Consider the following 19,349-nt stretch of genomic DNA (forward strand, 5'->3'; position numbering starts at 1 on the left):
CTCCGCGATCAGTAGCCGCTTTCCTTCAGCGACAACCGCACCTGCTGGTGGGTGGCCTGCACTTCCTGCGGCGGCGCATGGCCGAGCAGGCTGACGACGATCACCGCGACGGTGGCGACCACGACGCCCGGCACCATCTCGTACAGCGCACTGCCGGTCAGCGACCACAGCAATACCGTCGTCGCGCCGCCGATGATGCCGGCGATGGCACCATTGCGCGTCATCCGCTGCCAGAACAGCGACAGCACGACCACCGGTCCGAACGCGGCACCGAAGCCGGCCCAGGCATAGGCGACCAGGCCGAGCACGCGGCTGTCCGGATCGCGGGCGATCCAGATCGCCAGCAGCGCGATCGCCAGCACCATCAACCGGCCGATCCAGACCAGTTCGCGATGGCCGGCGTCCGGTCGCAGGAAACCCCGGTAGAAATCCTCGGTCAGCGCGCTGGAACAGACCAGCAGCTGGCACGACAGCGTGCTCATCACCGCCGCCAGGATCGCCGACAGCAGCACGCCGGCCACCCACGGGTTGAACAGCAGCTCGGACAGCACGATGAACACGCGCTCGGGATTGGCGTCGACCGGGCCGGCCTGGGCCGGGTTGGCGGCGAAGTACGCGATGCCGAAGAAGCCGGTCGCCAGCGCGCCGGCCAGGCACAGCACCATCCAGGTCATGCCGATGCGCCGCGCATGCGGAATCGTCGCCACGCTGTCGGCGGCCATGAACCGCGCCAGGATGTGCGGTTGGCCGAAATAGCCGAAGCCCCAGGCCAGCGCCGAGACCACCGCGACCATGCCGCCGGCACCGACCCACTGCAGCCGGCTCGGGTCGACCTGCTCGATCAGCGCCAGGCTCGGCGCGACGCCGCCGTTGCTGACCAGTACGATGATCGGCACCAGCAGCAGCGCGAAGATCATCAGCGTCGCCTGCACCATGTCGGTCCAGCTGACCGCGAGGAAGCCGCCGAACAGCGTGTAGAGGATCGTCACCGCCGCGCCCCACCACAGCGCCTGCGCGTACGGCAGCCCGAACACGCTCTCGAACAGCCGCGCCCCGGCGACGATGCCCGACGCGCAATAGACCGCGAAGAACACCAGGATCACCAGCGCCGCCAGCACCCGCAGCAGCTTCTGCCGGTCGGCGAAGCGATGGGTGAAGTAGTCGGGCAGCGTCAGCGCGTTGCGCGTGCGCTCGGTATAGACCCGCAGCGGACCGGCGACGAAGCGCCAGTTGCACCACGCGCCGAGGATCAGGCCGACGGCGATCCAGGCCTCCGACGCGCCGGTCAGGTACATCGCGCCGGGCAGGCCCATCAGCAGCCAGCCGCTCATGTCCGAGGCGCCGGCCGACAGCGCGGTGACGTAGCTGCCGAGCGAACGCCCGCCGAGGATGTAGTCGTCGAAGGTCTTGGTGCGGTACCACGCCCAGAAACCGATGCCGACCATCAGCAGCAGATAGCCGGCGAAGGTGATGAAGAGCGGCGAGCTTGCGTTCATTGGCGATCCCTGGCCGCGGACTGCGGCGGCAGGGGCGGAAGCTTAACCGGGATCGGATGCGGGGATCAGCCGCGATCCATCGCCGGAAGCATCACCCACGGCCCCACGCGCTACCGGATCCACGGGGCATGCCGCCGCGGCCGTAGGTCGGGCCTACGCGCCCGACGCGCGGAAAATCCCGGGACAGGGGGGGCGGAACCTGCCCTACGCGTCCGGCCAGACGATCGACGGTGCGGGCGAGGCGGCGCGCGGCAGCACCACCGCGTCCACTGCGGCCCAGACCTTCAGCGCATCGACGGTCTCGGCCACGTCGTGCACGCGCACGATGCGTGCGCCGCGTTGCGCGGCGATCAGGTGCGCGGCAACCGAGCCGGCCACGCGTTCGGCCGGCACGTCGCGGCCGGTGAGCTCGCCGATGCTGCGCTTGCGCGACAGGCCGGCCAACAGCGGCACGCCCAGTTCGGCAAAACGCGCCAACTGCGCCAGCAACGCCAGGTTGTGCGCGGTGGTCTTGCCGAAGCCGAAACCCGGATCGACGACGATGCGCTTGCGCTCGATGCCGGCCATCTCGGCTGCGAAGATGCGCTCGGCCAGAAAGCGGTGCACCTCGCCGACGACGTCGTCGTAGACGGGCGCGGCCTGCATCGCGCCCGGTTCGCCCTGCATGTGCATCAGCACCACCGGCACGCCGAGCGCGGCCGCGGCATCGAGTGCGCCTTCGCGGCGCAGCGCATGCACGTCGTTGATCAGGCCGGCGCCGGCGGCGACCGCGGCGCGCATGACCTCGGGCTTGGAGGTGTCGACGCTGATCGGCAAGGTGGTCCGCGCGGCCAGCGCCTCGATCACCGGGACCACCCGGCGCAGTTCCTCGTCCACCGGCACCGGCTCCGCGCCCGGGCGGGTCGACTCGCCGCCGACATCGAGGATGTCCGCGCCCTGCCCGGCCAGCAGCAGGCCATGGGCGATCGCGGCATCGGCGCTGTCGTGCGCGCCGCCATCGGAAAACGAATCGGGCGTGACGTTGACGATGCCCATCACCCGCGGGCGGTCGAGGGCGAGCGCACGCCCGGCGCAGTCGAGTTTCGGCGTGGTGTCGAACATCAGTCGTCCCCGCGCGCGCGGCCGTTGCGGACCGCGATCCCAAGCAGCGCGCCGAGTACCGCGCCCAGGCCGATCCCCAGCGGCACGCTCTGGAAATAGTTGCCCACCAGCAGGCCCAGCGCGACGCCGAACAGGATCGTCATCGGCAGTACCAGCCCACCGCTGCGTTTGCCCGGTTGCGTCATCGCGGAATCCTCATGCCCGAAGTGGCGCCAACTGTGGCGCGTCGCTTCCGCGGCCGCAAGCGGTGCGTGTGCAGGCGTCCTCGGGGCAGGCACGCCCTTCCCCTGTCGTCCGATCGGCCACGAGATGAGGGCACCATCGCGCCGCAGGCATCGAGCGGCCTTTGCCGGCGGACGCACCGGGGAATCCGGTTCTTCGCCGTAGGTCGGCCCCACGCGGCCGACGTGCGCGGTGCCCGGATTCGCGAATCCCCGCCGTCGGGGGCGTTGCCCCGACCTACGGTCGAGCCCCGAAATCGGAGACGAGCCGGAAATTTCGCCCTCGCACACCGAAACCGCCGGCATTGCCGGCGGTTTCGAAGATGGTTTCACGAAGCGAACTGGCCAGGCCCGGCAAACGCCGGCCGGGCGCAGGGGTCACGCCTGCTCGGCGGGATCCCCGATCGGCGGCAGCGGACGCTTGCCGCCCTTGTCGTCGCCGTCGCCCTTGCCGCTGTCGGCATTGGCGTTGGCCTTGGCCCAGCCCATCGGCGGCGGCGGCTCGCGACCTTCCATGATCGCGTCGATCTGCGGCACGTCGATGGTCTCGTACTCGAGCAGCAGCTTCGACATCGCGTGCAGCTTGTCGATGTTGGCGGTCAGGATCTCGCGGGTACGGGCGTAGGCCTTGTCGAGGATGTCGCGCACCACCTCGTCGATCTTGCGCGCGGTATCGTCGGACACGCTCTTGTGCTGCGTCACCGAGCGGCCCAGGAACACCTCGTCGTCCTCCTCGCCGTAGGCGATCGGGCCCATGGCGTCGGACAGGCCCCACTTGGTGACCATGTTGCGGGCGATCTTGGTCGCGCGCTCGATGTCGTTGGACGCACCGGTGGTGACCTTGTCCTCGCCGAAGATCAGTTCCTCGGCGACGCGGCCGCCGTACAGCGAGCACAGCTGCGACTCGATCGCGACCCGGTTCATCGAGTACTTGTCGCCCTCGGGCAGGTACATGGTCACGCCCAGGGCGCGGCCGCGCGGGATGATCGTGACCTTGTAGACCGGGTCGTGCTCGGGCACCAGGCGGCCGACGATGGCATGGCCGGCCTCGTGGTAGGCGGTCAGCGTCTTCTCGTCCTCGCTCATCGCCATCGAGCGGCGCTCGGCGCCCATGAGGATCTTGTCGCGGGCGCGGTCGAAGTGGTCCATGCGGACCTCCTTCGCGTTCTCGCGCGCGGCAAACAGCGCCGCCTCGTTGACCAGGTTCGCCAGGTCCGCGCCGGAGAAGCCCGGCGTGCCGCGGGCGACGACCAGCGGCTGGACATCGTCGTCGAGCGGCACCTTGCGCATGTGGACCTTCAGGATCTGCTCGCGGCCCTTGACGTCCGGCAGCCCGACGACGACCTGACGGTCGAAGCGGCCCGGACGCAGCAGCGCCGGATCGAGCACGTCGGGGCGGTTGGTCGCGGCGACCACGATCACGCCCTCGCCACCCTCGAAGCCGTCCATCTCGACCAGCAGCTGGTTCAGGGTCTGCTCGCGCTCGTCATGACCGCCGCCCAGGCCCGCGCCGCGATGGCGGCCGACCGCGTCGATCTCGTCGATGAAGATGATGCACGGCGCCTGCTTCTTGGCCTGCTCGAACATGTCGCGCACGCGGCTGGCGCCGACGCCGACGAACATCTCGACGAAGTCCGAGCCGGAGATCGAGAAGAACGGCACCTTGGCCTCGCCGGCGATCGCCTTGGCCAGCAGGGTCTTGCCGGTACCGGGCGGGCCGACCATCAGCACGCCGCGCGGGATCTTGCCGCCGAGCTTCTGGAACTTGGTCGGGTCGCGCAGGAACTCGACCAGTTCCGACACTTCCTCCTTGGCCTCGTCGCAGCCCGCGACGTCGGCGAAGGTGACCTTGGTCTGTTCCTCGTTGAGCAGCTTCGCGCGCGACTTGCCGAACGACATCGCGCCCTTGCCGCCGCCCTGCTGCATCTGCCGCATCATGAAGAACCAGAAGCCGATGATCAGCGCGACCGGCAGCAGCTGGATCAGGATGTAGCCGAACGAAATGCCGCTCGACGGCGGTGCCTGGTCGATCGCGACATTGTGGTTCATCAGGTCGTCGATCATGCGGTCGTCGCGGCGCGGTGCGATGACCGTGCCGGACTGGCCGCTCTTGGCCTGGAACTGGATGGTGCGCTCGTCCTCGGCGATCTTGACGGAACTGATCTGGTCGCGGCGGACCTGCTCCATGAACTGCGAGTACTGCACGTCCTGGCCGGCGGCGCCGGTTTTGGGACTGAAGCTCTGGAAAATCACCATCAGCACGACGGCGACCACGACCCAGAGCAGCAGATTCTTGACCAGATCGTTCATGTTTCGGGGTTCTCGTTGACGTGGGGCCATGCTACTTCATCGTCGCCAGCTTGCCTTGCGCCAGCGCATAGACTTCAGGCGAACGTTGCCGCGACGCGGCCGGTTTGCGGATGGCCAGCCGGGTGTAACGCCGGCGCAACTCCCGCACGTACGCATCGAAATCGGTGCCCTGGAACAGCTTGATCAGGAACGTGCCGCCGGGGCGCAGGTGGTGATCGGCGAAGTCCATCGCCAGCTCCGCCAGATGCATCGCCCGCGGCTGGTCCACCGCTTCGATACCACTCTTGTTGGGGGCCATGTCCGACAACACAAGGTCGACCTGCTGCCCGCCGAGCGCGGCTTCGAGCGCCGAGAGGACCGCATCCTCGCGGAAATCGCCGTGAAGGAACTCGACTCCCGCCAGCGACGGCATCTCCAGGATGTCCAGCGCGATGACCCGGCCGCTGTCGCCCAGCGCCTGCCGGACCCACTGCGACCAGCCGCCCGGGGCGGCGCCGAGGTCGACCACGGTCATGCCCGGCTTCAGCAGGCGGTCGCGCTCGACCAGCTCCTCCAGCTTGTAGGCCGCGCGCGAACGCAGCCCCTCGGCCTGGGCCTTCTTCACGAACGGGTCGGAGAAATGTTCTTTCAGCCAGCGCTGGCTGCTTTTGCTGCGGGAGGCCATCGGCGGGCTCTGGAGTGCGTCGGACCGGGGCTGCCCCCCGGGGGGACCATGATATCCTGCCGACCGTTTCCCTTCCTGCGACCGGTTCATCCATGAGTAATGCCCTGACCGCTGCCCAGATCCGATTTCTGCGCGGCCAGGCTCACGGGATCAAGGCCATGCTGCAGGTCGGCGGAAAAGGCATCACCGACGCCCTGGTCGCCGAGATCGATGCCGCGCTCGAACACCACGAGCTGATCAAGGTCAAGGTGGGCGCCGCCGACCGAGACGAACGCGACGCGATGATCGCCACGCTGGTCGAACGCACCCGCGCCGCGCTGGTGCAGCGCATCGGCCACGTCGCCGTGCTGTACCGCCAGAGCACCGATCGCCGCCAGATCGTGCTGCCGCGGGCCTGAGACCGCCATGGTCCAGCTGGTCCTCGAGCAACCCGACTTCGACTACGTGCTGCGCGGCGCGGACGGCGCCAGCGCGCTGGTCAACGAGCGCGTCCTGACCGCGAGCTTCATCATCGCCCCGCACGACCTCGTCGAGCACTGGCCCGTCGACGACGTGCGCAGCCTCGCCCCCGAGGCGCTTGCGCCCGTACTGGCCCTGCAGCCGGAAGTGGTGCTGATCGGCACCGGTGGCGCCCAGGGCTTCCCGCCACCGGCGACGATGGCCGCCTGCCTGTCGCAGGGCATCGGTCTGGAGGCGATGACCAACGCCGCCGCCGCCCGCACCTTCAACGTGCTGGCCGGCGAAGGCCGCCGCGTGGTCGCGGGGTTCATCCTGGCTTCCAACTCCCCCAGATGACGATACAGGGCGGATACCGCCCGGAAATCGACGGGCTGCGCGCCATTGCCGTTCTGTCCGTTCTGCTGTTCCACCTCGACCCCGGCTGGCTGCCTGGCGGCTTCACCGGCGTCGACATCTTTCTGGTGATTTCCGGCTTTCTCATCACCACGCAGATCGTCGAATCATCCCGGCGCGGGCATTTCTCGTTCCGCGACTTCTACCTCCGCCGCATCCGCAGGATCGCACCGGCCTATCTGACGGTTGTTCTGGTCTCCCTTGCCGCTGCCTGCGTGCTGATGCTCCCCGAGGATTTGGCGCACACCGCCCGTGCCGCGATGTGGAGCACCTTGTCCGCCCCCAACGTTTTCTTCTGGCTGCACCTGGACACCGGATACTTTGCGGAAGACACGAGCCAGCAGGTCCTTCTGCACTTGTGGTCGCTTGGCGTAGAGGAACAGTTCTACCTGTTATGGCCGGCGCTGCTGTTGCTGGTTCTGAGCCGCGGGCGCCGGGCGGGCATTGCTGCCGTGGGTATGGCTGTCATCGCCTCGTTGATTGCCGCTCAATGGCTTGCCGGCACGGATCCCGCCTTTGCCTACTACATGCTGCCGACACGGGCCGGAGAACTGGGCATCGGCGCATTGCTGGCGCTTGCATCGCCGCCGGCCACCCCTTGCACTAGGTCTTCCGTTGGATACGAACTGCTGGCCGCACTGGGCGTCGGCCTAATCGCCTCGGGATTCATCTTGCTGGACGGATCCTCCCGTTTTCCGGGATTCAATGCGCTGTATCCCTGCCTGGGTTCGGCACTGGTGATCCTGGCTGACAGCCGTCGCAAGTGCATCGTGCTCGCACCGTTGCGAAGCAGGCCGGCCATCGCGATCGGAATCGTGTCCTACTCGCTCTATCTCTGGCATTGGCCCGTCCTGGCATTCGCGCGGTATGTCGGAGTGGCGACAGGTACGTGGCTTGCGCTCGTACTGGTCCCCGTCATCGTGATGCTCTCGCTTGCCAGCTACTGGTTGATCGAGCGTCCTGCACGCCGGGTGCGCTGGGCATCACGCACCCAGTGGATGCTGCTTTTCATTCTGCCGGTCTGTCTCCTGGTCGCGTTCACGGCTTGGCTCCAGTCCCGCGACGGGCGCCTGCCGGGAACCTCCGGCAACATGACGACCCATCGGGTGGAACGCCTTTTGCTGTCGCAGACCGCACCTGCCTACGAATACCCCGACAATTGCCAGCTTTCGGAGTTCGACCCCCGGGTACTGACACGTCCGGCGTGCGTACACGGCAGCGCGTCCGGAACCGAGGATCTGCTTTGGGGTGACTCGCATGCCGCGCACTACATCGGCATCGTGGCAAGCCTGGCTCGGGAAGCGGGAAGGTCGACGCGCAACGCCTCGCTGTCCACTTGCCCACCGGTGTGGAGCGAAAGGAACCGGTATGGTTCCGGCGCGTACCAGTCGGGCTGCACCGAGTTCAGAGCACTGATCGAATCGAGAATCGACGACTACGCGACCATATTTCTCGGCGCCCAATGGAGCGTACATCTGCGCTCGCCCACGTTCGCTTCGGACTTCGAGCGCACCTTGGCACACCTTGTCGAAAAGGGGCACCCCGCCGTGCTGCTTGCCGAGGTTCCAAGCTTTCCCGGATTCGACCGGAATTGCGAGATCCGCAATCTGCGAACGGCGCTGGTCGACTGCCGGGCATCCGCATCCAGCTCGGTCGATCTCCACCTTGAGACACGGGCTTGGCTGGACACCTTGGCCACGCGCCATCGGGGCGTCTCCGTGCTCGATGTGCATGACGTCCTGTGCCCCCAAGGACATTGCGAGCCCTACGTCGACAATCAGCCGGTCTACTTCGACCAGACCCATCTCAGCATGCATGGCAGCTGGCTGGTTGGCCGGAAATACGTGGAACTGCGGTCCCCCGCGCCCGCGGACGGCGTTGATGGGATATATCCGACGCTGCCCGATATCGACGACTCGGCCTGGAGGCGATGACCAACGCCGCCGCCCGCACCTTCAACGTGCTGGCCGGCGAAGGCCGCCGCGTGGTCGCGGGGTTCATCCTGGCGCGGGAATGAGTCCGCCCTTGGCGGCCGTCAGGCCTCGCCGCCCAGCTTGAAATCGAACATGACGAACGCTGTCTCCGCCTCGACCCTGCCTGCGGCCGCATAGGTGCGCCGCAGGGCCGGCGCCAGGTGGTGGCGCGGGTCGGACGGGAACGCCGCGCTGCATGCCGCGTCGACCGGGTGATCGAACAGGCCCCTGTCGCCCCGCAACAGGGCATCCAGATCTTCGGGACCGGCGAGGCGCAGGACCAGGCGCACGACCGGACTGCGCAGCGCATCGGGCGCGAGCCGGGAGGTGGGCGGAGCATCGGCAAGGCACCCTCATCCGCCCTGCGGGCCCTTCTCCCCGAGGGAGAAGGGCAAAGCGGCCCGGCGGAACGCCTGTCAACGCGCCGGTAGATAGGACAGCGGATCGACCGGCTTGCCGTTGTAGCGAATCTCGAAATGCAGCATGTCGCGGGCGGCACCGGTGCGGCCCATCTCGGCGATCTGCTGGCCGGCGCTGACGCGCTCGCCTTCGTTGACCCGCCGGGTGCGGTTGTGGCCGTAGGCCGACAGCCAGTTGTCGTCGTGCTTGACGATGATCAGTTCGCCGTAGCCGACCAGCCCGGAGCCGGAGTAGACCACCACGCCCGCGGCCGCTGCGCGCACCGGCTGGCCGCCGGTGCCGGCGATGTCGACGCCCTGCTTGGTAGGCTCGCCGGCGGTGAAGCGGCCGATCACCTGGCCGTCGGTCGGCCACTGCCAGCGGAACGGGCTGCTCGCGGGCACCGGCGCGGGGGGCTGCGGCGTGGCCTGCGTGGGACGTACCGCGGTGCTGCCCGACGTCGCCGGCCGCGAAGGCGTCGCCGCCGCGGCCGTCGTGCCGCCGGTGGCGCTGCCGCTCGGGTACAGCCGCAGCCGCTGGCCGGGATAGATGGTGTAGGGGGCGCGGATGTTGTTCCACATCGCCAGGTCCAGCGGGCTGATGCCGTTGCTGGTGGCCAGGCGATAGACGGTATCGCCACGCTGCACGGTCACCGTCTGCCCGGGCCGCGGCGTCGACGTCGTCGCCGTGCTCCCGCCCTCGCGCACCACGCGGCTGGTGCCGCAGGCGGCAAGCAGCAGGACCGACAGCACCACCAGCAGAATCCTCATGCGTACAACTCCATCCAGATCAGACCGACAGACAAGCCACCCGGCACCGTCAATGCGCCGCGACGATGCGCTTCGATACCACATTCGCCACCGGCATTCGAACATCCCGCGGCAGCACCGCGAAACGACGATGGACGCCGGCGGTCCAACGCCCGATGAATCCGCCGCCGGCGCCGCCACACGGGCGCGACCGGTCCATCGTCGACAGCCACGCGCTGCCGCATCAATCCACGAACCCCGACAGCAGCGGCACGAAAGCGACCGCGGCGACGTCCTGCTGCACGAGGGCGCCGTTGGCGTCCTTGCGCAGTACCAGCAGCCGCTGCGCGCCCGGCGCGCCGACCGGTGCGACCAGGGTGCCGCCGGGGGCCAGCTGGGCGGTCAGCGCATCGACCAGCGCAGGTCCGGCGGCGGTGACGATGATGCCGTCGAACGGACCGTTCTCCGGCCAGCCGATGCGGCCGTCGTCGTGCTTGCTGCGCACGTTCAGGCCGAGCGAGCGGAACCGCTTGCGCGCCACACGCAGCAGCTCGCCGATGCGCTCGACGGTGTGCACCTGGATGCCGAGCGCGGCGAGGATCGTCGCCTGGTAGCCCGAGCCGGTGCCGATCTCCAGCACCTTGGCCGGGATGCCGTTGGCCAGCAGCGCCTCGGTCATCCTGGCGACGACCCAGGGCTGGGAGATCGTCTGGCCATGGCCGATCGGCAGCGCGGTGTCCTCGTAGGCGCGGGTGGCCAGCGCCTCGTCGACGAACAGGTGCCGCGGCACGGTACGGATCGCATTGAGCACGCGCTCGTCGGAAATGCCGCCGCCGGAATGGGCACCGTCGCGCAGGCGCTCGATCAGCCGGTCGCGGACCCGCTGCGAGGTCATGCCCACGCCGACCGCCTCGGGTTGCAGCCGCAGCCGCGCCATCATGGCCGGGCCGCCTCGAGGCCGGCCTCGAGCCCGTCGACCCAGCTGGCGACGTGCTCGAGGGCCTGGTAACGGGTCAGGTCGACGTGGATCGGCGAGATCGCGATGTGGCGCGTGCGCACGGCATGGAAGTCGGTGCCCGGGCCGGCGTCCTGTTCGGGACCGGCCGCGCCGATGAACCACCAGGTGCGGCCGCGCGGATCGTCGATCGACGTGCATGCTTCGGCGCGGTGGCGGTTGCCCAGGCGCGTGACCTCGAAACCCTCGAGCTCCTCCCACGGCACGTCCGGCACGTTGACGTTGAGAATGGTGTTGGCCGGCAGCGGATCGGCCTTGAGCCGGGCCACGATCTCCACCGCCGCGCGCGCGGCGGTCTCGTAGTGGCGGCCGACGTGGTCCTCGGTGACCAGCGACATCGCCACCGCCGGCAGGCCGAGGAAGCGCCCCTCCATCGCCGCGGCGACGGTGCCCGAATAGATCACGTCGTCGCCGAGGTTGGCGGTGTTGTTGATGCCCGAGACCACGATGTCGGGTTCGCGCTCGAGCAGTCCGGTGATCGCCACGTGCACGCTGTCGGTCGGCGTGCCGTGCACGCGCCAGGTGCTGTCGTCGATCTGCACCACCTGCAGCGGCATGTCGAGCGTCAGCGAGTTGCTGGCGCCGGAACGGTCGCGGTCCGGGGCCACGATCAGCACCTCGTGACCGGCGTCGCGCAGCCCCTGGGCGAGAATCCGGATACCGGGCGCGTCGACGCCATCATCGTTGCTGACCAGTACGCGCATGAATCGTTCTGCTGGACCCGGGTGTCGAGGGACGATCCGCACATGATACCGGATGGGGTCCGCCCTCCCCACCCGGATATGCAGACAAAGCCGTGCGATCGCGGCGCAGCGCGCGCCGCCTTGCTGCAGCACACCTGCGATCGGGCTAGGCTTGCGCCATGACACGGCGCCGCGCACCCGACCCTGCCCCGGACCTGCCCTCCGACGACGACGCCGCGCTGTTCCGCGCGGCGATCGGCCCGGTGCGCGAACTGCCGGCCGCGCCGGAACCGCCGCGGGCCAGGCCGCCGCGGCCGAGCACGCGCATGGCCGAACGCGACGACGCCGAGGCCCGCAGCGAATTCCGGCAACTGCTCGACGGTCCGCTGCTGCAGGCCGGCGACAGCATGCAGTACCGTCGCGACGAGGTGCCGGGCCGCGTGCTGCGGCGCCTGGGCCGCGGCGAGTACGCGGCCCAGGAGGAACTGGACCTGCACCACAGCGACAGTGCGCAGGCGACCGCGCTGCTGCGCCTGTTCCTGCGCGATGCGGTCGACGCCGGCATCGGCTGCGTGCGCATCATCCACGGCAAGGGCCGCAACTCGTCGCCCGACGCGCCGATCCTGAAGAACCTGGTCGACCGCCTGCTGCGCCAGCGCGCCGACGTGCTCGCGTTCCACACCGCGCCCGCCGCGCAGGGCGGCACCGGCGCGGTGCTGGTGCTGCTGCGGCCGCGCCGCTGACGCGACCGCGCCGCGCGCGGACCGACAGCACCGGAACCAGGACAACGGAAAGCCGCCGCTGCTGCGCAGCGACGGCTTCGTGGGGGCCACTGCCGACCCGGCGCGCGCGAGGCACGCCGGGCCTCGGGCCTCAGTGCTTCACGCGCGTCCGCTTGTTGCCGTCGGCCTTGGGCAGCACCTTGGCGCGGCCCTTGCGGGCCTCGCTCTTCTGCTCCGGCGGCGGTGGCAGCGGACGTTCCAGTGCCAGGTCCAGCACCTCGTCGATGTACTTGACCGGCACGATCTTCATGCCTTCGGTGACGTTCTTCGGGATGTCGGCCAGGTCCTTGCGGTTCTCCTCGGGGATGATCACCGTCTTGATGCCGCCGCGCAGCGCGGCCAGCAGCTTCTCCTTGAGCCCGCCGATCGCGGTCACGCGGCCGCGCAGGGTGATCTCGCCGGTCATTGCCACGTCCGCGCGCACCGGGATCTTGGTCAGCAGCGACACCAGCGTGGTGGCCATCGCGATGCCCGCGCTCGGGCCGTCCTTGGGGGTCGCGCCGTCCGGCACGTGCACGTGGATGTCGTGCTTCTGCAGGAAATCCAGCTCGATCCCCAGGCGCTCGGCGCGCGCGCGCACCACCGACATCGCCGCCGAGGCCGATTCCTTCATCACGTCGCCGAGCTGGCCGGTCAGGGTCAGTTGGCCCTTGCCCGGAACCTGGGTGGCCTCGATCTGCAGCAGGTCGCCGCCGACCTCGGTCCATGCCAGGCCCGTCACCAGGCCGACCTCGTTGTCCTGCTCGGCGCGGCCGAAGTCGAAGCGCTGCACGCCCAGATAGGTATCGAGGTTCTTATCGGTGACCTTGACCGTCTTGACCGCCTTGCCCTTCGCCGCGCCCTTGCCCTGCACCGGCCCGGCCAGCGCGATCTCCTTGACCACCTTGCGGCAGATCTTGGCGATCTCGCGCTCGAGGTTGCGCACGCCCGACTCGCGCGTGTAGTAGCGCACGATGTCGCGGATCGCACCCTCGGACACCTTCAGCTCGTCGGCCTTCAGGCCGTTGGCCTTCAGCTGCTTGGGCAGCAGGTAGCGGATGGCGATGTTGAGCTTCTCGTCCTCCGTATACCCCGGAATGCGGATGACCTCCATGCGGTCGAGCAGCGGACCGGGGATGTTCAGCGAATTGGACGTGGCGACGAACATCACCTCCGACAGGTCGAGATCGACCTCCAGGTAATGGTCGTTGAAGCTGTTGTTCTGTTCCGGGTCCAGTACCTCGAGCAGCGCGGACGCCGGGTCGCCGCGGAAGTCCATCGACATCTTGTCGATCTCGTCGAGCAGGAACAGCGGGTTCTTGGTGCCGACCTTGTTGAGGTTCTGCACGATGCGGCCCGGCATCGAGCCGACGTAGGTGCGGCGATGGCCGCGGATCTCGGCCTCGTCGCGCACGCCGCCGAGCGACATGCGCACGAACTTGCGGTTGGTCGCCTTGGCGATCGACTGGCCCAGCGAGGTCTTGCCCACGCCGGGCGGGCCGACCAGGCACAGGATCGCGCCCTTCATCTGCTTCACGCGGGTCTGCACCGCCAGGTACTCGAGGATGCGCTCCTTGACCTTCTCCAGGCCGTAGTGGTCGGCATCCAGCGTGTCCTGCGCGACCTTGAGGTCCTTGCGCACCTTGCTGCGCTTCTTCCACGGCACGCCCAGCAGCCAGTCGAGGTAGTTGCGCACGACCGAGGCCTCGGCCGACATCGGCGGCATCTGCTTGAGCTTGTTGAACTCGGCGCGCGCCTTGGCCTCCACCGGCTTGGGCATGCCGGCCTCGGCGATCTTGCGGGCGATCTCCTCGATGTCGTTCGGCGCATCGTCGATCTCGCCGAGCTCCTTCTGGATCGCCTTCATCTGCTCGTTGAGGTAGTACTCGCGCTGCGACTTCTCCATCTGCGACTTGACCCGGCCGCGGATGCGCTTCTCCATCTGCTGCACGTCGATCTCGCCGTCGACGAAGCCGACCAGCAGCTCCAGGCGGTCGGCGGTGTCGGTCGCCTCGAGCAGGCGCTGCTTGTCGGCCAGGCGCACGCCCAGGTGCGCGGCGATGGTGTCGGCCAGGCGGCCGGGCTCGTCGATGCCGGACAGGGTCTGCAGCAGCTCCGGCGGCAGCTTGCGGTTGGTCTTGACGTACTGCTCGAACAGGCTCATCAGCGAACGCGCGATGGCCTCGACCTCGCGCGGCTCGCGGCCCTCGACCGGCGCCACCGGCACGCCCTGCCCGGCGAGCGCGCCATCGTGCTCGTGGATGTCGCGCAGCGACACCCGCTCGATGCCCTCGACCAGCACCTTGATGGTGCCGTCGGGCAGCTTCAGCAGCTGCAGCACGTGCGCCAGCGTGCCGATCTGGTACAGGTCGTCGGCCGCCGGATCGTCGGTCTCGGCGGACTTCTGCGCGACCAGCAGGATGCGCTTGTCGGCTTCCATGGCGAGATCGAGCGCGCGGATCGACTTGTCGCGACCCACGAACAGCGGGATCACCATGTGGGGGAACACCACCACGTCCCGCAGCGGCAGCACCGGCAGGTCATGGATTTCGGGGGAGGTGCGCTCGCTCATCTAAGTCCTCGTGCATTGCGTCGTGCCGGCGGTCGCCGGCGCTGGCCCGATGGCCAGCCATGCCTCCGTTATGGGGCGCGGACGGCACCGATGCAAGCGTATTCGCCGCGCACACGCGAAAACGCGCCGCACCCCGGGCGGAATGCGGCGCGTCGATGTGCGCCAGAGCGGGATTCCCCGCCGGGCCGGGCCCGCGGACCCGGTTTGCGATGGCCGCCGGAACACTACATTCCGGCGACGGCGTCAGTCGCCGGAAGCCACCTTCTGTTCCGGCGCCGGGGTCTCGTAGATCAGGTAGGGCTCGGACTTGTGCTCGATCACCGACTCGTCGACCACCACCTTGCTGACGCTGTCCAGCGACGGCAGCTCGTACATCGTGTCCAGCAGCACCGACTCGACGATCGTGCGCAGGCCGCGCGCGCCGGTCTTGCGCTTGATCGCCTTCTTGGCGATCGCCGACAGCGCGTCCTGGCGGAACTCCAGTTCCACGCCTTCCATCTCGAACAGCTTCTTGAACTGCTTGGTGATCGCGTTCCTGGGCTCGGTGAGGATCTGGATCAGCGCGGCTTCGTCCAGTTCCTCCAGCGTGGCGACCACCGGCAGGCGGCCGACGAACTCCGGGATCAGGCCGAACTTGATCAGGTCCTCGGGCTCGACCTCGGCCAGCACCTTGCCGGTGTCGGCCTTGCGCTCGGAACTCTTGAGCTTGGCGCCGAAGCCGATGCCGCCGGCGTCGGTGCTGCGCGCCTGGATCACCTTGTCCAGGCCGGCGAATGCGCCGCCGACGATGAACAGGATGTTCTTGGTGTCGACCTGCAGGAATTCCTGCTGCGGATGCTTGCGCCCGCCCTGCGGCGGCACGCTGGCGACGGTGCCTTCGATGAGCTTCAGCAGCGCCTGCTGCACGCCCTCGCCCGACACGTCGCGGGTGATCGACGGGTTCTCGCTCTTGCGCGAGATCTTGTCGATCTCGTCGATGTAGACGATGCCCTGCTGCGCCTTCTCGGCGTCGTAGTCGCACTTCTGCAGCAGCTTCTGGATGATGTTCTCGACGTCCTCGCCGACGTAGCCGGCCTCGGTCAGCGTCGTCGCGTCGGCAATCGTGAACGGCACGTTGAGCAGCCGCGCCAGCGTCTCGGCCAGCAGCGTCTTGCCCGAACCGGTCGGACCGATCAGCAGGATGTTGGACTTCGCAAGCTCGACCTCGTCGTTCTTGCTGCGGCTCTCGATGCGCTTGTAGTGGTTGTACACCGCGACGGCGAGGGTCTTCTTCGCCCGGCGCTGGCCGATCACGTACTGGTCGAGCACCTCCAGGATCTCGCGCGGCTTCGGCAGCGAACTGCGCGCCGACTGGGCCTTTTCCTCGAGTTCCTCGCGGATGATGTCGTTGCACAGCTCGACGCACTCATCGCAGATGAACACGCTGGGGCCCGCAATCAGCTTGCGCACCTCGTGCTGGCTCTTTCCGCAGAAGGAGCAGTAGAGGATCTTGTTGCTGTCGCCGGAACGACCCTGACGGTCTTCGCTCATGCCTTCGCCAAATCTGTGTTGCGGTTACGTTTCGAGAATAGCACAGCGTCCGGCACCGCCAAGCCCGCGGCGCCGCGACGAAGATGCCTTTGAAATCAACTACCTGGAAGACCCGCCGGTCACGCCGGCTGGATCGACTCGTCGGGGCGGCGCTCCAGCACCTGGTCGACCAGGCCGTACTCGCGCGCGGCCTCGGCGCTCTTGAAGTTGTCGCGCTCGGTGTCCCGGGCGATGGTCTCCAGCGGCTGGCCGGTGTGGTGGGCCATGATCTCGTTCAGGCGCTGCTTCATCGACAGGATCTCGCGTGCATGGATGTCGATGTCGGTCGCCTGGCCCTGGAAGCCGCCCAGCGGCTGGTGGATCATCACCCGCGAGTTCGGCAGCGCATAGCGCTTGCCGGCCGCGCCCGCGGCCAGCAGCAAGGCGCCCATGCTGGCCGCCTGGCCCAGGCAGGTGGTGCTGACGTCGGGCTTGATGAACTGCATCGCGTCGTAGATCGCCATGCCGGCCGTGACGATGCCGCCCGGGGAATTGATGTAGAGGTGGATGTCCTTCTCGGGATTCTCCGCCTCCAGGAACAGCAACTGCGCCACGATCACGTTGGCCACATGGTCGTCGACCCCGCCGACGAGGAAGATGATCCGCTCCTTGAGCAGCCGCGAGTAGATGTCGTACGCGCGCTCGCCGCGGCTGGTCTGTTCGACCACCATCGGCACGAGGTTCAGGGCTTTGGTCTCGATGCTCATCAATCAATCCTGTCGGATGGAAAAACGACCGGCGGTGGGGCCGGTCGTCCGGGGCGCCATGGCTCAGCCCTGCGGGCTGATGGCCTCCTGGAAGGTCAACGGCTGCTCGGTGTGCTGGGCGCGCTCGGCGATCCAGTCGATCACCTGCTCCTCCATCACCCGGTTCTGCAGTCCGGACATCAACTTGGGGTCGTTGCGGTACATCTCAATGACCTGCTGCGGCTCCTCGTAGGTCGAGGCGATCAGGCGGATGGTCTCGTTGACGCGCTTGGGGTCCAGCCGCAGGTCGTGCTTGCGGGCGACCTCGCCGACCAGCAGGCCGACCAGGACCCGCTTGCGCGCCGGTTCCATGAAGCCCTGGTGGGCGTCGGCGCCGACTTCGGGGTTCTGGCCACGCCGGCGCGCCTCGTCGAGCGTCTGGCGCAGCAGCGAACGCGCCTCGGCCTCGACCAGCTTGGGCGGCAGTTCGACGTGCGAATAGGCGGCGACCAGCTGCTCGCCGACCTCGCGACGCAGGCGCCCCATCAGCGCGCCCTTGAGCTCGCGCTCCAGGTTGGTGCGGATTTCGGTGCGGAACTGCGCCATCTCGCCGCTCTTGACGCCGAAACTGCGGATGAACGCGCCGTCGACCTCCGGCAGATGCTGCTCGGAGACCTGCTCCACCTTCACGTGCACTTCGGCCTGCTTCCCGGCCAGCTGCGGCACCCGCCAGTCGCCGGGGAAGGTGACCTCGACGGTTTTCTCATCGCCGGCCGACAGGCCGACAAGCGCATCCTCGATCGCCGGGAACATCGCGCCAGAGCCCAGCACCGTGGTACCGCGCTCAGCGCCCTCGGCCGGCAGGCGCTGGTCGCCGATCTGCGACCAGGTCTCGACGTCGACCGCATCGCCGGTCTGCGCCGGACGTGTGACCGCGCTCCAGCTGCGGCGCTGCAGGCGCAGGTTCTCGATCATGCGGTCGATGTCGTCCTCGGCCACGTCGGCCGTGTGCCGCACGACGGTCAGCTTCTCCAGGTCGATCTCGCCGAAATCCGGCACGATCTCGAAGGTCGCGGTGAAGGCCAGCTCGCCCTCGCCCGCCTCGCCGTCCGGCGCGATCTGCGGCTGGCCGGCCAGGCGCAGTTCGTTCTCGCGCACCGCCTGGTCGAAGCCCTCGCGCAGCAGGGTGTCCAGCACCTCGGCGCGGACCTGCTCGCCGAAGCGCTGCTCGACCACCTTGGCCGGCACCTTGCCCGGACGGAAGCCCTTGAGGCGCGTGGTGCGCGCGATCTCGCGCAGACGCCCCCCGACCTGGGTCTCCAGGCGTTCGGATGGCACGCGGAACGTCACTTTGCGTTCCAGGCTGCCCAGCGATTCGACCGAAACTTGCATATCCACTCCTGCGCTCACGGCTGCCGCCGCATGACATCTTGAATTTGTCGGAAATTGTTGGAGAACCGCCATCGGAAACGGCGATTCCCGGGCCTGCCGGCCCCGGACCTTGCGGTGGCGGGCGACAGAACGCGATAGTGTGGCTGATTCGGGGGCCGGCCGCCAGCGTCGCGACGGGGTGCGGGGGATGCGCCGAAGGCCGCGCGTGAACAATCCGGCTCAGGACGAAGTGGGCAGGCGTTTGCCGGGATCCGGAGGTTTGCCGCGATCGAGCCTCGGACGCCGAGGAGGATGAACGACGCTTCGCGGACTCCCGGGCAGCTTCCATCATGGGCGGGGCAACGCCCCACCCCCCGACGCCGGGCTTCCGGTCGGGCCAGGCAGACGGGGGCCACTGCACCTTGCGCATCCACAACATCGCGCACGTCGGCCGCGTAGGGCCGACCTACGCAAGACCCGGACGGCCGTCCTGCCCGGTCATCGGCGAGAAGCCGGATGAAAGAGCGCGGACTGGGCTGTTTCGATCCGCGTGAGAGCGCGCGTTCGTCGGATTTCCGGGGATTGCCACGCTATCCACTCTTCCCTGGGAAGATGGAAGCAAACAGCCTGCGCCGTCTCGATCCGGGCGCGCGACGGCGCGTTCTTCATCGCAGGCGACCTTGGGTTCACCTGGCGTGGTGCGAAAGGGGGGACTCGAACCCCCACGCCTTGCGGCACTGGTACCTAAAACCAGGGCGTCTACCAATTCCGCCACTTTCGCGATCGTGCGCCGCCTGCGGCGGACCGGCGCATCGTAGACGATCGCCGCCCCTGCCTGCATCCATCACCTCGCCAGGCGAACCGCAGGTTCGAATCCCGCGCACGCCCCCGAAAACAAAAACACCCGGCACTACCAGGCGTTTCGTG

At 68.4% G+C, this 19,349-nt stretch carries 17 protein-coding genes, 1 tRNA gene and 1 pseudogene; 5 read left to right on the forward strand and 14 right to left on the reverse strand.

Annotation, left to right across the window (positions count from 1 at the left end; genetic code table 11):
• Positions 1-8 precede the first annotated feature (8 nt).
• From putP to rlmE, 5 genes are all read right to left on the reverse strand, one after another.
• The gene (gene putP / locus LDO26_RS04990; RefSeq protein WP_232129982.1) at positions 9-1,496 is read right to left on the reverse strand and encodes a sodium/proline symporter PutP; all 1,488 of its coding nucleotides are present in this window, start codon (positions 1,494-1,496) and stop codon (positions 9-11) included.
• Between the two features lie 204 nt (positions 1,497-1,700).
• Entirely contained in the window at positions 1,701-2,597 is an 897-nt protein-coding gene (gene folP / locus LDO26_RS04995) for a dihydropteroate synthase (protein WP_232129983.1), read from the reverse strand.
• Positions 2,597-2,782 (reverse strand): hypothetical protein, encoded by a 186-nt coding sequence (locus LDO26_RS05000; protein WP_232129984.1) that lies wholly within the window; start codon positions 2,780-2,782, stop codon positions 2,597-2,599. The genes folP and LDO26_RS05000 overlap by 1 nt, the downstream gene beginning before the upstream one ends.
• Before the next feature lie 414 nt (positions 2,783-3,196).
• The gene (gene ftsH, locus LDO26_RS05005) at positions 3,197-5,128 is read right to left on the reverse strand and encodes an ATP-dependent zinc metalloprotease FtsH (RefSeq protein WP_232129985.1); all 1,932 of its coding nucleotides are present in this window, start codon (positions 5,126-5,128) and stop codon (positions 3,197-3,199) included.
• Between the two features lie 31 nt (positions 5,129-5,159).
• Complete coding sequence (gene rlmE / locus LDO26_RS05010; RefSeq protein WP_232129986.1) at positions 5,160-5,792, reverse strand: 23S rRNA (uridine(2552)-2'-O)-methyltransferase RlmE; 633 nt, start codon at positions 5,790-5,792, stop codon at positions 5,160-5,162.
• Between the two features lie 92 nt (positions 5,793-5,884).
• Between rlmE and yhbY the strand changes: the two genes are divergently transcribed.
• From yhbY to LDO26_RS18280, 4 genes and pseudogenes are all read left to right on the forward strand, one after another.
• Positions 5,885-6,190 (forward strand): ribosome assembly RNA-binding protein YhbY, encoded by a 306-nt coding sequence (yhbY, locus tag LDO26_RS05015; protein ID WP_232129987.1) that lies wholly within the window; start codon positions 5,885-5,887, stop codon positions 6,188-6,190.
• Between the two features lie 7 nt (positions 6,191-6,197).
• On the forward strand, positions 6,198-6,587 hold the full coding sequence (locus tag LDO26_RS05020) for an Mth938-like domain-containing protein (protein WP_232129988.1): 390 nt from the start codon (positions 6,198-6,200) through the stop codon (positions 6,585-6,587).
• Complete coding sequence (locus LDO26_RS05025; protein ID WP_232129989.1) at positions 6,584-8,578, forward strand: acyltransferase family protein; 1,995 nt, start codon at positions 6,584-6,586, stop codon at positions 8,576-8,578. Before LDO26_RS05020 ends, LDO26_RS05025 begins: the two co-directional genes overlap by 4 nt.
• Positions 8,554-8,661, forward strand: a pseudogene (locus tag LDO26_RS18280) (Mth938-like domain-containing protein); the annotation flags it as partial. The gene LDO26_RS05025 and the pseudogene LDO26_RS18280, both read left to right, overlap by 25 nt.
• 18 nt (positions 8,662-8,679) lie before the next feature.
• Here LDO26_RS18280 and LDO26_RS05030 read toward each other — a convergent pair.
• The 4 genes from LDO26_RS05030 to surE all read right to left on the reverse strand — a co-directional run bounded on the left by LDO26_RS05030 (position 8,680) and on the right by surE (position 11,484).
• Complete coding sequence (locus tag LDO26_RS05030; RefSeq protein WP_232129990.1) at positions 8,680-8,907, reverse strand: hypothetical protein; 228 nt, start codon at positions 8,905-8,907, stop codon at positions 8,680-8,682.
• Between the two features lie 126 nt (positions 8,908-9,033).
• On the reverse strand, positions 9,034-9,786 hold the full coding sequence (locus tag LDO26_RS05035; protein WP_232129991.1) for a peptidoglycan DD-metalloendopeptidase family protein: 753 nt from the start codon (positions 9,784-9,786) through the stop codon (positions 9,034-9,036).
• Positions 9,787-10,009: 223 nt separating this feature from the next.
• The gene (locus LDO26_RS05040; RefSeq protein WP_232129992.1) at positions 10,010-10,705 is read right to left on the reverse strand and encodes a protein-L-isoaspartate(D-aspartate) O-methyltransferase; all 696 of its coding nucleotides are present in this window, start codon (positions 10,703-10,705) and stop codon (positions 10,010-10,012) included.
• Entirely contained in the window at positions 10,702-11,484 is a 783-nt protein-coding gene (gene surE, locus LDO26_RS05045) for a 5'/3'-nucleotidase SurE (RefSeq protein WP_232129993.1), read from the reverse strand. Before surE ends, LDO26_RS05040 begins: the two co-directional genes overlap by 4 nt.
• A gap of 158 nt (positions 11,485-11,642) precedes the next feature.
• On the opposite strand from surE, the gene LDO26_RS05050 reads away from it, so the two are divergent.
• Positions 11,643-12,206, forward strand: coding sequence for a Smr/MutS family protein (locus tag LDO26_RS05050; RefSeq protein ID WP_232129994.1), 564 nt, complete (start codon positions 11,643-11,645; stop codon positions 12,204-12,206).
• Between the two features lie 130 nt (positions 12,207-12,336).
• Here the strand turns inward: LDO26_RS05050 and lon are convergent, their stop codons facing one another.
• The 5 genes from lon to LDO26_RS05075 all read right to left on the reverse strand — a co-directional run bounded on the left by lon (position 12,337) and on the right by LDO26_RS05075 (position 19,203).
• Positions 12,337-14,796, reverse strand: a complete 2,460-nt coding sequence (gene lon / locus LDO26_RS05055; RefSeq protein ID WP_343226158.1) for an endopeptidase La — start codon at positions 14,794-14,796, stop codon at positions 12,337-12,339.
• A 243-nt stretch (positions 14,797-15,039) separates the two neighbouring features.
• Positions 15,040-16,326, reverse strand: a complete 1,287-nt coding sequence (clpX, locus tag LDO26_RS05060; RefSeq protein ID WP_232129995.1) for an ATP-dependent Clp protease ATP-binding subunit ClpX — start codon at positions 16,324-16,326, stop codon at positions 15,040-15,042.
• A gap of 119 nt (positions 16,327-16,445) precedes the next feature.
• Entirely contained in the window at positions 16,446-17,072 is a 627-nt protein-coding gene (gene clpP / locus LDO26_RS05065; RefSeq protein ID WP_232129996.1) for an ATP-dependent Clp endopeptidase proteolytic subunit ClpP, read from the reverse strand.
• Positions 17,073-17,135: 63 nt separating this feature from the next.
• Positions 17,136-18,443, reverse strand: a complete 1,308-nt coding sequence (gene tig / locus LDO26_RS05070; protein WP_232129997.1) for a trigger factor — start codon at positions 18,441-18,443, stop codon at positions 17,136-17,138.
• 675 nt (positions 18,444-19,118) lie between these two features.
• Positions 19,119-19,203 (reverse strand) — tRNA-Leu (locus tag LDO26_RS05075).
• Between the last annotated feature and the right edge of the window lie 146 nt (positions 19,204-19,349).

Origin of the sequence: Proluteimonas luteida, from assembly GCF_021191695.1 — a bacterium.
Taxonomy (GTDB): Bacteria; Pseudomonadota; Gammaproteobacteria; order Xanthomonadales; family Xanthomonadaceae; genus Luteimonas; species Luteimonas luteida.